Source organism: Synechococcus sp. ROS8604 (assembly GCF_014279655.1).
Classification (GTDB): Bacteria; Cyanobacteriota; Cyanobacteriia; order PCC-6307; family Cyanobiaceae; genus Synechococcus_C.
This window is the reverse complement of the sequence record NZ_CP047946.1, coordinates 1875606-1890426: the sequence shown is the minus strand read 5'-3', so window position 1 is coordinate 1890426 and position 14821 is coordinate 1875606. Positions and strand designations below refer to the sequence as shown.

Sequence of the window (14821 nt, the reverse complement as noted above, 5' to 3'; positions counted from 1 at the left end):
TTCTTGATCTCCTTGCTTATCCGTGGGTTCCACGAAAGGTGATCACTTGCTCGGCGTAGTCCCGAGGTTCGAGATGAATGGTGCAGCGAACGGGTCCGAAGTGGGATTCCAGGCGCTCTTCGACCCGTTCCGTGATTTGATGCGCCGCAATCAGGTCATCGACATCCACCACCATGTGCATGTCAATAAAAACCTGTTGTCCCAGGATTCCTCTGCTGGCGATGTCATGGCAATTCAGGACTCCAGGGACACCCAACGCCTGCTCGTTGATGGCTTCGGGTGCAATGGCTATGTGATCCACAAGCCAGGGGAGGTTGTCGCGTAAAACTTGCCAGCAGACACGGATCAGAAGCACGGCAAGCGGCATGGCGAGGGCGACGTCGAGCCAGCTGATCTTGAGCAGCCAGGCTCCTGTGAGTCCCACGAGCACAATCACAGTGGTCCAGATGTCACTCGTGGTGTGGTGGGCATCGGCTAAAAGCAATTGACTGTTTAATCGGTGTCCCTGATGTCGCTCGTAGCTTGCGAGCAGAAGGTTGAAGACGAGCACGAGCAGGAGCAGCAACAGCTCTGTTGCATTGATCCGCAGCTCGGGCAACCCCTCCGTGAGACGTTCGCCGGACGTGATCAGGATTTCGATCGCCGTGAAGAAGATGAAACCGGCCACTGCCAGAGCTCCAATTCCTTCGTATTTGTGATGGCCATAGGGATGATCACGATCCGGTTTCGGATCCGAGAGCCCGTTTGTGATCAGTCCGGTCAAGCTGGAAAGGGCATCGGTCGCGCTGTGCATCGCGTCTGCGATGACAGCGAGTGATCCGCTCGCTAGACCCACCACCATCTTGAGCAACGTCATGGTCACGTTGATGGTGAGGGCCACCATTAAGACCCGTTTGACCTCATGACGACGATCGCGGGCCATCGATGTCAGCTATAGACCCCCCAACCATATGAATTCCCAGCTCAGAGATCTCGCTGGAAGGGACGGAGTCGGGGCTGCCAGTTGTCATAGGTGCGCAAGTGCTGGTCCTGACTAGAAAGGTGAGCTAGGAAAGCTCAAGTAATGGATTTGCTGTGCTGATGCCGGTTCCATCAATCAGCACCATCAAGCTGATTCCATCCATCGCAGGGAAACTTGCTCTGGCTGGAGGGACCTTGGCCTTGGGTAGCTGGTTATTGAGCGACATCGTGCATCTTCCTGGAGGTGGCGCGGGATTTTTGGTGCTTGGTGCAGGCGCCTGGTGGCTGACCCGTCCTTCCAAACCTGCCTCTTTTTCAGAGCCTTCTTCCATCCCTGGCTGGATCCGTCGTTGTGAGTTGGTGCTCGCGCAGTTCAGTGAGCTTGAGTTGTCGCTGGGTCTTGATGGTCTGCGGTTACCACGAGAACAGGAGCTTGATGGCTTGAAAGCTCAGCAGGCTCCCCTGAGTGTGGGAGTGGTGATCAGTGAGGGAGCCACCCACCCGAGCACTCCAGAGCTCCAAGCTGCTTTGCAAGGGGCCAATCCACTTGACCTATGCATTGCCAAGCCCTTACCGGTGGTTGCCGACGCTTGGAGCTGGCCTCAGGAGCTTGAGCCGCTCGATGTGATTTTGTACGGACTTCCCCTGCCCCTCCGGGCAGCTGATCTTCTGCGCTTGGAACAGTTGCCCACCGATCGCCCGGCTTGGTTGCTTATCCAGGATTCTGTTCAGGACTCGCGCGAAGCACGACAGGAAGCCTTGTCCTGTCAGTTACCCAAGCCATGGTGCGATCGACTGTTGTTCTGGAGTGGAGAGTCCGCTGATTTACGGCGGGGCTTGTCCCCAGTTCGACGTCATTTCGCTCAGCCGGCTCGGAGCCGCGAGATCACCAAGCAACGGTTGTTGACCTCTCTTCATCGCCGTTGGCAAGCAGAGCTGGAGCAGTTGCGGCGTGCGCGATTCCGCTCCCTGCTTCAAAGGAGTCAATGGATTGTGGCTGGTGTTGTGATTGCCTCCCCTGTCCCGAGCGTTGATCTTCTTGGTGTGGCTGTGGTGAACGGCTTGATGGTGAAGGAAATGGCTCAAATTTGGGGCTGCTCTTGGAGCTCTGAGGTGTTGCAGGTCGTGGCGCGCCAATTGGGGACCGCCGCCCTTGGGCAAGGGGTTGTGGAGTGGAGTGGTCAAGCGCTGCTTGGCATGGCCAAATTGGACGGTGGTACCTGGTTGGCGGCGGGGCTGCTTCAAGGCCTCAGCGCTGCCTATCTCACAAGGGTTGTAGGGGTATCCATGGCTGATTGGATGGCTCTGAATGCCGGAGTTGCCCAGCCTGATCTGGAAGAGCTCAAACGTCAGGCCCCGTTGTTGGTGGCCAAGGCGGCTGAGCGGGAACGCTTGGATCTCCAGGGTTTCGCTGATCAGGCAAAGGAATGGCTGAAGACGCAGACAGTTGCCAGCGCATGACATAACTTCATGAACGGTTCATGAAGTTGTCATGAAAAATGTTGTCGAGATGATGAGATCCGTTTGGTTTGCTTGAACTGTGGAGGCCTTTTCATCATCTTGACTTTGATCATGGATCCTTTTTTGAGGATTGTTTGATCGATCCCGTTCTTATTCTTTTCTCATGGCAACTGCCGTTCGCAGCGGTCGCTTAAGCAGCTGGCAAAACTTTTGTCAGTGGGTCACAGACACCAACAACCGCATTTATGTCGGTTGGTTTGGTGTGCTGATGATCCCTTGTTTGCTTGCCGCTACCACTTGCTTCATCGTCGCTTTCATCGCCGCCCCTCCGGTTGATATCGACGGCATCCGCGAGCCTGTTGCAGGTTCTCTGATGTATGGCAACAACATCATTTCTGGTGCTGTTGTTCCTTCCAGCAACGCCATTGGCTTGCACTTCTATCCCATCTGGGATGCTGCCTCACTCGACGAGTGGCTCTACAACGGCGGCACCTACCAGCTGGTTGTTTTCCACTTCCTGATTGGCATCTCCGCCTATATGGGACGTCAGTGGGAACTTTCCTACCGCTTGGGCATGCGCCCTTGGATCTGTGTTGCCTACAGCGCTCCGCTGTCTGCAGCCATGGCAGTTTTCCTGGTCTACCCCTTCGGTCAGGGTTCGTTCTCTGATGGCATGCCCCTTGGCATCTCTGGAACCTTCAACTTCATGTTGGTCTTCCAGGCTGAGCACAACATCCTGATGCACCCCTTCCACATGCTTGGTGTGGCTGGTGTCTTCGGTGGTTCACTGTTCTCCGCCATGCACGGCTCACTGGTGACCTCTTCCTTGGTTCGTGAAACAACCGAGACCGAGTCCCAGAACTACGGCTACAAGTTCGGCCAAGAAGAAGAGACCTACAACATCGTTGCAGCTCACGGCTATTTCGGTCGCTTGATCTTCCAATACGCCTCCTTCAACAACAGCCGTAGCCTTCACTTCTTCTTGGGTGCTTGGCCTGTTGTCGGTATTTGGTTCACGTCCATGGGTGTTTCAACCATGGCCTTCAACCTGAACGGCTTCAACTTCAACCAGTCCATCCTTGATAGTCAGGGCCGCGTCCTGAACACCTGGGCCGACATGGTGAACCGTGCCGGTCTCGGCATGGAAGTGATGCACGAGCGCAACGCTCATAACTTCCCCCTCGACCTGGCAGCTGCTGAGTCCACACCTGTGGCTCTCCAAGCACCTGCAATCGGTTGATCTGGAATCCATCCAACGTTCAGATCACCTGAACGAGGAAGCCCCCTCTCACGAGGGGGCTTTTTTGTGCCTGGATTTTATGGCTGGTTTTTGTGGCTTGGAGGGAGAGCGCTGACAGCGGCAAGGAGATGCGTTTAAGACGCTTTTTTATGAGCCGTAGGACCAGTGCGTGCTTCGTCGATCCAAGCTTGGGAATGCTTTTGATCTCAACTGCATTGGTAGGGAGTCAGGGCTGATCGGCTCCGCTGTTTTCAAGCTGAATGTGGTTTCGCGAACGGTTTTCGTGGCTTGAAAGAGATCCAGGAGTGTGAGGCTCGGATCGGATTTGTGTTGTGCACCAAGCAACCGACGAGGTCCATTTCCCATGGCACCCAAACTGAGGACACGTTGTCCTTTGAGTTCGCCTGGATACCAGGCATGGTGATGCCCTGAGAGATAAAGGTCCACCCGTTGACGTTGCATCAAATCGGTGAGATGCATGGCGTCTTCGATGCACTCACCGGCACGATCTCGACCAACACTGACGGCGGTCAGTGGGAGATGTCCCATCACCAAACAGCAATCGTCTGGAGATCTGGACTCTGAGACCAGGGCTTGTTCAAGCCAGCGCTGTTGCCCTCGATCCACGCTGGCGGAAGAGGCATCCATCACGACTACGAACAAGCCAGGCCGCCTAACGCTGAACTGGAAGGGGTAATCCTTGGCGTCGATGAACTGCAGCCCAAGCAGGTTTTTTTGACGTTCCCAAAAGCTCGCTGCCTGGATGCGCTCTCTTGCAAAAACGTAGCGAGAGCCTGATCTTTGGCTGGATGCATCGTGATTGCCCATCGTTGGGATCACTCCAACCCCCTTCTGAAGGAGCGGATTGAGAATCGTGGATTGGTAGCTGCTCCACATCGCCTCAAGCTGGGAATCCGTCAGGCTGATCTTCTGGCCGGCGACCATGTCGCCGGCGCAAAGCACCAGATCTGGTTTCAGTTGAGACAGCAGATCAAGTCCTTGTCCAACGGTGGCGCTGTAGTGGGTCGACCCATAAGGACCATTGAGATCACTGATCAAGGCAAGGCGAAGATCCCCTCGCTCCGAGCTGACCACTGTTTCGGAACTTTTTTTGTGAGCTGCTGCCTGAACGCCATCAAGCAACCATCGACTCACGGCCGTGGTGGCTAGCAGCTTCAGAAATAAGCGCCGACTTGCTTGCATCTCCCTAACGCTATGAGCTCCCCAGCGATCAGGCCATTAATTAGCTGGGCTTATGGGGGTGATGACGAGCAGCAATACCAAGGGCAACACAAAGCAACACAACTCAATTAAATTTTGTTCACTGGATCAGTCCAGTATTTCTTCGCCTTAAGGACTTGTCCTTTCGGCATTCTTTTCCGTTCTCATGACTACCACCATCCAGCAGCGCTCCGGCGCTAACGGCTGGCAGCAGTTCTGTGAGTGGGTCACCTCCACCAACAATCGTCTTTATGTCGGTTGGTTCGGTGTTCTGATGATCCCCACCCTGCTTGCCGCTACCACTTGCTTCATCGTCGCTTTCATCGCCGCACCTCCGGTTGATATCGACGGCATCCGCGAGCCTGTTGCAGGTTCTCTGATGTATGGCAACAACATCATCTCTGGTGCTGTTGTTCCTTCCAGCAACGCCATCGGCTTGCACTTCTACCCCATCTGGGAAGCTGCTTCACTCGACGAGTGGCTCTACAACGGCGGTCCTTTCCAACTGGTTGTGTTCCACTTCCTGATCGGCATCTACGCCTACATGGGACGTGAGTGGGAACTTTCCTACCGCTTGGGCATGCGCCCTTGGATCTGTGTTGCCTACAGCGCACCTGTTGCTGCTGCATCTGCAGTCTTCCTGGTCTATCCCTTCGGTCAGGGTTCGTTCTCTGACGCCATGCCCCTGGGCATCTCTGGAACCTTCAACTACATGTTGGTCTTCCAGGCTGAGCACAACATCCTGATGCACCCCTTCCACATGCTTGGTGTGGCTGGTGTTTTCGGTGGTTCACTGTTCTCCGCCATGCACGGCTCACTGGTGACCTCTTCCTTGGTTCGTGAAACAACCGAGACCGAGTCCCAGAACTACGGCTACAAGTTCGGCCAAGAAGAAGAGACCTACAACATCGTTGCAGCTCACGGCTATTTCGGTCGCTTGATCTTCCAATACGCCTCCTTCAACAACAGCCGTAGCCTTCACTTCTTCCTTGCTGCCTGGCCTGTTGTCGGCATCTGGTTCACCGCCCTTGGCGTGTCAACCATGGCCTTCAACCTGAACGGCTTCAACTTCAACCAGTCCATCCTTGATGGTCAGGGCCGCGTCCTGAACACCTGGGCCGATGTTCTTAACAGAGCTGGACTTGGTATGGAAGTGATGCACGAGCGCAACGCTCATAACTTCCCCCTCGACCTGGCAGCTGCTGAGTCCACACCTGTGGCTCTCCAAGCACCTGCAATCGGTTGATCTGGAATCCATCCAACGTTCAGATCAACTGAACGAGGAAGCCCCCTCTCAAAGAGGGGGCTTTTTTGTGCCCGGATGTTGTGCCTGGCTTTGAAGGCGTTGTCTTTTGATCACTCATCACAACAATGCCTTTTCATCACAACGGCGTCGGCTCCAATTGAGGCAGCAAATGAGCCGTAATTGATTCATTTCATACATTGCGTGCATCGAAGCACCTAAGAACCGCGCATCCTGGTGGAAACAACCCTTATAGCCATGGGTTTTTTCACGGCACTCACCGATGCCATGAGCAGCCGCCAGTCGCTCCTGGTGACTGGCCTCGATCCGAATCCGGAAATGCTCCGCAGCTGGGCTGCCCATCGTGGCCTTGGCGGTAGCTCGTTGCTCAGTCAGGCGCGCTCATGGTGCAAGTCCGTGATTGAAGCCACGTCTGATCATGTCTGCGCCTACAAACCAAGCCTTGGTTTTTATCAGGCGATGGGTTCTGCAGGTGTGGAACTGTTGTTGGAGGTGCGTGAACTGCTCCCCCTCGATCTGCCCTTAATTATCGATATCAAGCACGGGGACCTCAACAGCTCCAGCGCGGTCGCCGCCTATCTATTTAAAACATTGCATGCGGACGCCGTCACGCTTAACCCCCTCGCGGGTCAGGACATCGCCGCTCCTTTTCTGTTGTATCCAGGCAAAGGGGTTTTGATTAATTGCCATAGCTCTAACCCCGCGGCCGTTGCCTTACAACATCATCCCAACGAGGACGATCCCTTCTATTTAACGGTGGTGCGCGAAAGTCAGCGCTGGGGAACGCCAGATCAACTCCTGCTCGAAGTTGGCACGAGCGATCCGGCGATCTTGGCTCAAGTGCGTCAAGCAGCGCCTGAACGGTTTGTCATGCTCCGTTCCCTCTGGGGTGAGGAAGGAAACCTGCATCGTCTGATGGCGAGCGGACTGAATTTGGCGGGTGATGGGTTGCTGTTGCCCCTCCCCCAAAACCTCCTGACCGAGAGCGATATCAATGAGCAAACCGCTGCGCTGAAAGAGCGGATCAACCGCATGCGCCAAGACCATCTCCTGCAGAAGCAATCAAACCTGGAGTTTGAATCCGAGCAGTGCAGAATTTGGCCGCATCCTGATCAGCCTGCGCTAGGTCTGGAAACCTCGAATGCCAGTTCGGAAGCTGAGCAGCTGATCGACCCTGAGTTGCGTGAGCTTGTGATCGATCTCTTCGATATTCGCTGCTTGTTATTTGGGGAGTTCAAGCAGGCCAGCGGTGCTGTCTTCAACTATTACGTGGATCTGCGTCAGATCATTTCTGATCCTGCGCTCTTTCATCGCGTGCTCGATTGCTACGCCCAGGTGCTACGCCCATTGCAGTTCGACCGCATTGCAGGCATTCCCTATGGATCTTTGCCCACCGCGACGGGCCTTTCTTTGCAACTGCATAAGCCTCTGATCTACCCCCGCAAAGAGGTGAAGGCCCATGGAACCAGGCGCATGGTGGAGGGCGAATTCAATGAGGGTGAGACCGTGGCCGTGGTCGACGACATCCTGATCACGGGTGGAAGCGTGCTGGAAGGAATTGGCAAGCTTGAGTCCTCTGGTTTGAAGGTGAGAGATGTGGTGGTGTTCCTTGACCATGGCGGCGTCCATGACACCCGTTCCAAGCAGCGCTTGGAGTCCAATGGATTACGGCTACAGGCTGTCCTCACCCTGGAAACCATCAGTGAAGTCCTGGAAACGGCAGGTCGGATCAGCTCCAAACAGGCGCGAGAGCTTCGTCATTCAGACCCGTGATCAGCTGAGCTGATCGGAGGGATCAGAAAGTCTCCGCGCCCATTCCGTGTCAGCTCCGCAAACTTCCGTTACATTGCCTTTGTCGGGTTAACCGACCTTCTTTATTCGCCACCGGGATTCGTCCCACAGGCTCTTTTCCGTTCTCATGACTACCACCATCCAGCAGCGCTCCGGCGCTAACGGCTGGCAGCAGTTCTGTGAGTGGGTCACCTCCACCAACAACCGTCTTTATGTCGGTTGGTTCGGTGTTCTGATGATCCCCACCCTGCTTGCCGCTACCACTTGCTTCATCGTCGCTTTCATCGCCGCACCTCCGGTTGATATCGACGGCATCCGCGAGCCTGTTGCAGGTTCTCTGATGTATGGCAACAACATCATCTCTGGTGCTGTTGTTCCTTCCAGCAACGCCATCGGCTTGCACTTCTACCCCATCTGGGAAGCTGCTTCACTCGACGAGTGGCTCTACAACGGCGGTCCTTTCCAACTGGTTGTGTTCCACTTCCTGATCGGCATCTACGCCTACATGGGTCGTGAGTGGGAACTTTCCTACCGCTTGGGCATGCGCCCTTGGATCTGTGTTGCCTACAGCGCACCTGTTGCTGCTGCATCTGCAGTCTTCCTGGTCTATCCCTTCGGTCAGGGTTCGTTCTCTGACGCCATGCCCCTGGGCATCTCTGGAACCTTCAACTACATGTTGGTCTTCCAGGCTGAGCACAACATCCTGATGCACCCCTTCCACATGCTTGGTGTGGCTGGTGTTTTCGGTGGTTCACTGTTCTCCGCCATGCACGGCTCACTGGTGACCTCTTCCTTGGTTCGTGAAACAACCGAGACCGAGTCCCAGAACTACGGCTACAAGTTTGGCCAAGAAGAAGAGACCTACAACATCGTTGCAGCTCACGGCTACTTCGGTCGCTTGATCTTCCAATACGCCTCCTTCAACAACAGCCGTAGCCTTCACTTCTTCCTTGCTGCCTGGCCTGTTGTCGGCATCTGGTTCACCGCCCTTGGCGTGTCAACCATGGCCTTCAACCTGAACGGCTTCAACTTCAACCAGTCCATCCTTGATGGTCAGGGCCGCGTCCTGAACACCTGGGCCGATGTTCTTAACAGAGCTGGACTTGGTATGGAAGTGATGCACGAGCGCAACGCTCATAACTTCCCCCTCGACCTGGCAGCTGCTGAGTCCACACCTGTGGCTCTCCAAGCACCTGCAATCGGTTGATCTGGAATCCATCCAACGTTCAGATCAACTGAACGAGGAAGCCCCCTCTCAAAGAGGGGGCTTTTTTGTGCCTTGGTTAGAGCCTCAAGGGACATCGCTCAATGCAAATCAAAGCGATCGAGCTCCATAACTTTGACCCAGGCCGCAACAAAATCCCTCACAAAGCGCTCCTGGCCATCGTTTTGGGCGTAGACCTCGGCAATGGCGCGCAGTTGACTATTGGATCCAAAGACCAAATCCACCCTGCTCGCTGTCCAGCGTGGTTCACCCGTGTTGCGATCACTGCCGATGTAGCTGTCGTTGCTGTTGTTGGTCGGCGTCCAAGCCGTGCTCATATCAAGCAGATTCGTAAAGAAATCCGTGCTGAGCACCCCAGTGCGTTGTGTCAACACACCTTGTTGGTTGCCGCCGGTGTTGGCACCAAGCACGCGCAGTCCTGCCACCAGTACTGTCATCTCAGGTGCACTGAGTGACAGAAGTTGGGCTTTGTCTAAGAGCAACTCCTCACCACGGATCGCCATATCCGCTCGTTTCCAATTTCTAAAGCCATCTGCAATGGGTTTGAGTGCGTTGAATGAGGCGCTGTCCGTTTGTTCTGCGCTTGCATCGCCTCGGCCGGGTTGAAATGGCACCGTGACAGGGTGCCCCCCATCGGCCGCTGCTTTTTCGATTGCGGTGCCTCCACCAAGCACAATTAGATCGGCGATGGAGACATGCTTTCCTTCATGAGAAGCTCGATGAAAAGAGTCCTGAATGCTCTCAAGCTGTGGGATCACACGCTTCAGTGTTTCCGGGTTGTTGACGTCCCAGCTGTTCTGCGGAGAGAGTCGGATGCGACCACCATTGGCGCCTCCGCGTCGATCTGAATTTCGGAAGGTGGAGGCTGAAGCCCAAGCGGTGGAGACCAAGTCTTGAACGCTGAGATTGGCCTCAAGGATTTGTTGCTTCAGTGAAGCAATCTCAGTGGCGTTGATGAGTGGGTGATCTACTTCTGGGATGGGGTCTTGCCAGATCAGAATCTCGGTGGGTATATCGGGGCCTAGATACAACGCACGAGGCCCCAAATCTCGGTGGGTGAGTTTGAACCAAGCTCGTGAGAATGCCTTGGCAAAGGCTTCTTGATCTTGGTGGAATCGCCGCGCAATCGGCTCCATGATTGGATCGTTGCGCAGAGAGAGATCGGCTGTGGTCATAATCGGAGCTGAAAATGTCCCGGCGATATGGGCATCGGGAATCATGTGCTCTGGTTGCACGTCTTTCGCGACCCATTGCCATGCACCCGCTGGACTTTTCGTGAGTTCCCAGTCGTAGGTAAACATCATTTGGAAATAGCCCTGATCCCAACGCGTGGGATGAGGTTTCCAAGCCCCTTCAATTCCGCTGGTGATGGTGTGTTCTGCTTTACCAGTTTCGAAACGATTGCTCCAGCCCAGGCCTTGGGCTTCGAGTGCGGCTCTCTCTGGATCGACGCCCAGATGATCAGCGGTTGCTGCTCCATGGCATTTCCCGAACGTATGGCCACCAGCGACGAGCGCAACGGTTTCTTCTGGATTCATGCCCATCCGGGCAAAGGTTTCACGAACGTCTTTGCCTGATGCGATCGGATCTGGATTGCCATGGGGGCCTTCGGGGTTGACGTAGATCAACCCCATCTCCACCGCTGCGAGCGGCTGGTCGAGTGCCCCTGCTTCGTCATGACGTTCGTCAGCGAGCCACTGTGTTTCTTTGCCCCAGAACACGTCGTCTTCCGGTTCCCAAATGTCTGTGCGCCCCCCTCCAAACCCAAAGGTCTGGAACCCCATCGATTCCAGAGCGATGTTCCCCGTGAGAATGATCAAATCAGCCCAGGAGATGCTGTTGCCGTACTTGCGTTTGATGGGCCAGAGCAAACGTCGGGCTTTGTCCAGGTTGGTGTTGTCCGGCCAGCTGTTCAGTGGTGCAAAGCGTTGATTGCCATGGCCAGCACCGCCACGGCCATCGCCAATGCGGTAGGTGCCTGCGCTGTGCCAGGCCATGCGGATGAATAAGGCGCCGTAATGCCCCCAGTCGGCGGGCCACCACTCTTTGGAGTCCCTCATCAGGGTGTGGAGGTCAGCTTTAAGCGCTTTAAAATCTAGTTTTGAAAAGGCTGTGGCGTAATCGAAGTCCTCTCCGAGTGGATTGGCCGATGGATGGTGTTGATGCAGGATCCTGAGATCGATTTGATTCGGCCACCACTGTTGATTGCCAGTGTGTCCACCAGGAGTCGTGGCCCCTGTGTGGCCGCTGAAAGGGCACTTCAGATCAGACATGGCCAGTGGTTTTGCTTGGTTCCTGTCTTCTCGAGATTATGCATAGACAAGACTTCCGCCCACAGCGTTTGGGCGCAGTTCCTTTGGCGCTAGGCGTAGGGACCGAAGTGGGTTGCACAGGTCGCACCACATTGGGCCCCAAGCTTGATCGCTTCAGTGGTGGACCATCCTGCAGCGAGTCCGGCTGTCACGCCAGCGGCAAAGCTGTCGCCGCATCCATAGGTTTCTGCAAGAGGGCCCGGCAGAGGTTCGGCTTCAAATCGTCCTCCTGGGAAAAGGAGCCCCCCCTCTCTCCCTCCGTGGCAATCCGCAAGCATGGCGCTGGGGTGAGGGCACCCTCTTCGATGCACTCGCCTGGATCCAGATGGCTGCCGATCAAGGCATCGAGACTGACTCTCGCCTCTTGAAGAACCGGCAAGCGAAGGCGAGGGGTTGCCGTTAAAACCTTGGCGGTTCGTGCCAGCTTCAGGCCCTGCGCATCGGTTGCAGAGACGAACACGCCAGCGCAATCGGCGAGATGCTCCCAGGGCAGTGGATCAGCAGCGATCGGCGTCAGCCGCTCTCCAATCACCGTGATCGCCCGATCGCTGCTGCGATCGACCAAGCTGATGCCTCGGCGGGAGGGTTGGTCACGCCAGGCAATGATTGGGGTGACACCCAACTCGCGCAGGCGTGCTTCGCTTCGCACGCCGATTTCATCCTTGCCAAGGGCTGTAAAGAAGGCCACTCTTTGTCCCGTCAGCCTGGCCAATTGAACAGCGACAACAGCGCCAGCACCCGCTGGCTCCTCGAGAGAGCGATGGGCACGACTGATCTGTCCAGGCGAAGGGAGCTCATTGACGGCAAGAAAGGTGACCCATTCGAGGTGCCCTACAACAGCAAGCTTGAGATCAGCTGGCAGTGATCTCATTTAAGGAATCGGCAGGACCGATTGGGCTGCATCTCGGAGGCGCACATTGATTCGACCGCCTATCTGGGTGACGTCTACCGCTCCACCGACGGTCAGCTGATCTTCGTCGGATGTGCCTACGAGGACAGGGCCTTCATCCACACCTTGCACATTCACTGGGGCGGTGACCTCGTCAACAGACACTTGTCCTTGCACCTCAAGTGATCGATTTGAGTCAATCAGGACGGGTTTGGTGACGGAAACTTGGCCTTGAACGGGAAGGGCTTCAGGAGCCTCAATGGGAAGATTTTTCGAAGCTTCAATGGCGATCGAACCTTCACTTTTCACGCTCACTGGTTCTTTGAGCTCGTCAACCGTGACACCACCGACCAGGCGGACTGGAAACGGCTGTCCGAGGGGCAGTCCGATGGGGATGGGTTGGCGGAGAATCTGAGTCGCAGCAAGAGCGACGGACCATGCAGCAATCACAAAAGCGAGGGGCCATCGGCTCGCCATCGCTAGCGTGAACCAGCGCGGATCGTTGTTGTCTGGCATGCCAATCAATCTAAAAACCCATCTGGTTGTACCGGGTCTTTAAAAAAAAATTAGTGCTTGAAGTCCAGATTTTGAAAATGTCCTCGAGGTTCTACAGCTCGTAATCTTCTTCAAATTGATTGAGAAGACCTTTGTAGAGAACGAGAGTTCCTTCACTTTCCTCTGTGATGCCTTCGGCGTCGTACAGCTGGGCTAGATGGGTGCATGCGGCATGCACTTGCACAAAAGCTTCCGCGTATTCGTTTTGGATGTCTTCTTCGCGAATGTCTCGAATGAGGGCGGAAATAAACTCGACTTTCTTATGGGCCGCTTTGATTTCGGCTTCCATGTCTTTACTGAGTTTGCGCCGCTTCCGAGCCATTGGCCTGAACTGTCAGCTCCTGATCTTAGGGCCAGGGGCCGACAGAGATTGGCCCTAAGATCAGAAACAGAAAGGAAGCATCTGAACGCTGCAAGTCGCGTAGCCATCCACGAGAGGGCCGAGACCGATCTGATGGAGGATTCCCTGACCTGTGAGTCCTTCCGTGATCACTCCGATAACGAAACCGATCATGGCGGCACGACCATTGAAGAGCTCAACCTTCTTGAGTTGATCTTCGTGAATGGAACGAGCTGCTTTCCCTTGGAACCAGGTGTCGTTTGCAGGGGTGCGGTCCATGGTGATGCCTCAATTGAAACGAACTGTAACAGAGGTTTGACGCAGGTCCGTGAAAGGGCTATGGCCTTTTCCAAATAACCGGCTTTCGTCGCTTCGGATAGAGCTCGCGGCACATCGGGCAAACAGTGCCATCGCATCCACGCGCCGTGCAGTGTTCTCGCCCATAAAAAATGATTTGCAGGTGAAGCTTGTTCCAGTGTTCAGGGGGGAAGAGGGATTTCAAATCTTTTTCGGTGCGCTCCACGCTCTCTCCACTGCTGAGTCCCCAGCGCTGCGCCAAGCGATGAATGTGCGTGTCCACGGGGAAAGCCGGTACTCCGAAGGCTTGGGCCATCACCACGCTGGCGGTTTTGTGGCCGACTCCCGGTAGGGCCTCCAGTTCCTCAAAACTGCTGGGCACGGTCCCCCCGTGCACGGTGATCAAGAGCTGAGCGAGTTTGTGCACGTTGCGGGCCTTCGTTTTGGCGAGCCCGAGCTGGCGGATGTGTCCATAAATCTCTTCTTCGGTTAAGGCCGCCATGGCAGTGGGTGTGGGTCCAGCAGCAAACAGGGCTGGAGTCACTTCATTGACCTTTTTGTCAGTGCACTGTGCACTCAGGAGCACAGCGATCAACAGGCTGAAAGGGTCGCTGTGATCAAGAGGAATGGGTGGATTTGGATAGTGCTCATCCAGGCGGCAGAGCAGATGGGAAGCACGCTCTTTTCTGAGCAATGGTCATCGAGTTGCAGGACTGCCATCATGGCCGCACTGCTTTTGCGGCCATGACATCGGTTCGTCACGACGGTTCATCAGACGTCACGTCGGCCTATCAGCGTGCGATCGCTCGAGAACAAAACGCCGTGATCCCCACTCAGCGGATCGCAGCGGTTGAGCCCCGCGTGAGCCAAGCGATCGCTGAGTCCGAAGCTGATGGAGATTCCGATCTCTACCGCCATCACAGTCGGCAGCAAACGCTCGAGGGAGCCTGAAGGCTGGGATCGTTGCCTCCATGCTGCCTGCTCGAGACACGAGGGATTGGCTAGTCGGCAACCGGTTGAATCGCTTTTTTAAGGGTGTCCACGCCCTTCTGGATTGCCTCTTTGGGCGCTTCAATCATTCTTTTTTGCGTGTTTGACCAAATGGTGACGGCATAGACAAGCGCACCTCCAAGAATTAATGCCGCTAAAACCAAGCCAATGCCCGTGCCGTCGCCTCCTTGCTTGACCACAACAGGTTGCTGCTGATTGCCTTCAGACATAGGAGGACCTTGCTGTTTCTATCAAAATGATCACCCCAAGGTCTTA

At 55.4% G+C, this 14821-nt stretch carries 14 protein-coding genes and 1 pseudogene; 6 read left to right on the top strand and 9 right to left on the bottom strand.

Annotation, left to right across the window (positions count from 1 at the left end; genetic code table 11):
• Window positions 1-16: 16 nt before the first annotated feature.
• Window positions 17-922 carry a cation diffusion facilitator family transporter gene (locus tag SynROS8604_RS10110; RefSeq protein ID WP_186543889.1) on the bottom strand — a complete coding sequence of 302 codons (906 nt, stop codon included), beginning with the start codon at window positions 920-922 and terminating at the stop codon, window positions 17-19.
• Window positions 923-1080: 158 nt separating this feature from the next.
• On the opposite strand from SynROS8604_RS10110, the gene SynROS8604_RS10105 reads away from it, so the two are divergent.
• Complete coding sequence (locus SynROS8604_RS10105; RefSeq protein WP_186543888.1) at window positions 1081-2421, top strand: YcjF family protein; 1341 nt, start codon at window positions 1081-1083, stop codon at window positions 2419-2421.
• Between the two features lie 163 nt (window positions 2422-2584).
• Window positions 2585-3661, top strand: coding sequence for a photosystem II q(b) protein (psbA, locus tag SynROS8604_RS10100; RefSeq protein WP_186543887.1), 1077 nt, complete (start codon window positions 2585-2587; stop codon window positions 3659-3661).
• A 147-nt stretch (window positions 3662-3808) separates the two neighbouring features.
• Here the strand turns inward: psbA (SynROS8604_RS10100) and SynROS8604_RS10095 are convergent, their stop codons facing one another.
• Window positions 3809-4864, bottom strand: a complete 1056-nt coding sequence (locus SynROS8604_RS10095) for a metallophosphoesterase (RefSeq protein WP_186543886.1) — start codon at window positions 4862-4864, stop codon at window positions 3809-3811.
• Between the two features lie 184 nt (window positions 4865-5048).
• Between SynROS8604_RS10095 and psbA (SynROS8604_RS10090) the strand changes: the two genes are divergently transcribed.
• The 3 genes from psbA (SynROS8604_RS10090) to psbA (SynROS8604_RS10080) all read left to right on the top strand — a co-directional run bounded on the left by psbA (SynROS8604_RS10090) (window position 5049) and on the right by psbA (SynROS8604_RS10080) (window position 9144).
• Window positions 5049-6128, top strand: a complete 1080-nt coding sequence (gene psbA, locus SynROS8604_RS10090) for a photosystem II q(b) protein (RefSeq protein WP_006854385.1) — start codon at window positions 5049-5051, stop codon at window positions 6126-6128.
• A 255-nt stretch (window positions 6129-6383) separates the two neighbouring features.
• Window positions 6384-7919, top strand: coding sequence for a bifunctional orotidine-5'-phosphate decarboxylase/orotate phosphoribosyltransferase (locus SynROS8604_RS10085; protein ID WP_186543885.1), 1536 nt, complete (start codon window positions 6384-6386; stop codon window positions 7917-7919).
• A gap of 145 nt (window positions 7920-8064) precedes the next feature.
• Window positions 8065-9144, top strand: coding sequence for a photosystem II q(b) protein (psbA, locus tag SynROS8604_RS10080; protein WP_006854385.1), 1080 nt, complete (start codon window positions 8065-8067; stop codon window positions 9142-9144).
• 98 nt (window positions 9145-9242) lie between these two features.
• Here the strand turns inward: psbA (SynROS8604_RS10080) and katG are convergent, their stop codons facing one another.
• The 6 genes and pseudogenes from katG to nth all read right to left on the bottom strand — a co-directional run bounded on the left by katG (window position 9243) and on the right by nth (window position 14249).
• Entirely contained in the window at window positions 9243-11435 is a 2193-nt protein-coding gene (gene katG / locus SynROS8604_RS10075) for a catalase/peroxidase HPI (protein ID WP_186543884.1), read from the bottom strand.
• 89 nt (window positions 11436-11524) lie between these two features.
• Window positions 11525-12345: pseudogene (locus tag SynROS8604_RS10070) on the bottom strand (PfkB family carbohydrate kinase).
• Window positions 12346-12840, bottom strand: a complete 495-nt coding sequence (locus tag SynROS8604_RS10065) for a hypothetical protein (RefSeq protein WP_255445003.1) — start codon at window positions 12838-12840, stop codon at window positions 12346-12348.
• 130 nt (window positions 12841-12970) lie between these two features.
• On the bottom strand, window positions 12971-13240 hold the full coding sequence (locus SynROS8604_RS10060; RefSeq protein ID WP_006853204.1) for a hypothetical protein: 270 nt from the start codon (window positions 13238-13240) through the stop codon (window positions 12971-12973).
• A gap of 60 nt (window positions 13241-13300) precedes the next feature.
• The gene (locus SynROS8604_RS10055; protein ID WP_186543882.1) at window positions 13301-13537 is read right to left on the bottom strand and encodes a high light inducible protein; all 237 of its coding nucleotides are present in this window, start codon (window positions 13535-13537) and stop codon (window positions 13301-13303) included.
• Window positions 13538-13595: 58 nt separating this feature from the next.
• The gene (gene nth / locus SynROS8604_RS10050; RefSeq protein WP_115070087.1) at window positions 13596-14249 is read right to left on the bottom strand and encodes an endonuclease III; all 654 of its coding nucleotides are present in this window, start codon (window positions 14247-14249) and stop codon (window positions 13596-13598) included.
• Window positions 14250-14299: 50 nt separating this feature from the next.
• On the opposite strand from nth, the gene SynROS8604_RS10045 reads away from it, so the two are divergent.
• Window positions 14300-14506, top strand: coding sequence for a hypothetical protein (locus SynROS8604_RS10045; RefSeq protein WP_186543881.1), 207 nt, complete (start codon window positions 14300-14302; stop codon window positions 14504-14506).
• Window positions 14507-14556: 50 nt separating this feature from the next.
• Here SynROS8604_RS10045 and SynROS8604_RS10040 read toward each other — a convergent pair whose 3' ends face one another.
• Window positions 14557-14775, bottom strand: coding sequence for a hypothetical protein (locus tag SynROS8604_RS10040; RefSeq protein WP_186543880.1), 219 nt, complete (start codon window positions 14773-14775; stop codon window positions 14557-14559).
• Window positions 14776-14821: the final 46 nt, after the last annotated feature.

Coding starts and splice junctions, on each gene's coding strand:
- SynROS8604_RS10110 (WP_186543889.1), bottom strand. CDS start 922: ATGGCCCGCGATCGTCGTCATGAGGTCAAACGGGTCTTAATGGTGGCC.
- SynROS8604_RS10105 (WP_186543888.1), top strand. CDS start 1,081: ATGCCGGTTCCATCAATCAGCACCATCAAGCTGATTCCATCCATCGCA.
- psbA (WP_186543887.1), top strand. CDS start 2,585: ATGGCAACTGCCGTTCGCAGCGGTCGCTTAAGCAGCTGGCAAAACTTT.
- SynROS8604_RS10095 (WP_186543886.1), bottom strand. CDS start 4,864: ATGCAAGCAAGTCGGCGCTTATTTCTGAAGCTGCTAGCCACCACGGCC.
- psbA (WP_006854385.1), top strand. CDS start 5,049: ATGACTACCACCATCCAGCAGCGCTCCGGCGCTAACGGCTGGCAGCAG.
- SynROS8604_RS10085 (WP_186543885.1), top strand. CDS start 6,384: ATGGGTTTTTTCACGGCACTCACCGATGCCATGAGCAGCCGCCAGTCG.
- psbA (WP_006854385.1), top strand. CDS start 8,065: ATGACTACCACCATCCAGCAGCGCTCCGGCGCTAACGGCTGGCAGCAG.
- katG (WP_186543884.1), bottom strand. CDS start 11,435: ATGTCTGATCTGAAGTGCCCTTTCAGCGGCCACACAGGGGCCACGACT.
- SynROS8604_RS10065 (WP_255445003.1), bottom strand. CDS start 12,840: ATGGCGAGCCGATGGCCCCTCGCTTTTGTGATTGCTGCATGGTCCGTC.
- SynROS8604_RS10060 (WP_006853204.1), bottom strand. CDS start 13,240: ATGGCTCGGAAGCGGCGCAAACTCAGTAAAGACATGGAAGCCGAAATC.
- SynROS8604_RS10055 (WP_186543882.1), bottom strand. CDS start 13,537: ATGGACCGCACCCCTGCAAACGACACCTGGTTCCAAGGGAAAGCAGCT.
- SynROS8604_RS10045 (WP_186543881.1), top strand. CDS start 14,300: ATGACATCGGTTCGTCACGACGGTTCATCAGACGTCACGTCGGCCTAT.
- SynROS8604_RS10040 (WP_186543880.1), bottom strand. CDS start 14,775: ATGTCTGAAGGCAATCAGCAGCAACCTGTTGTGGTCAAGCAAGGAGGC.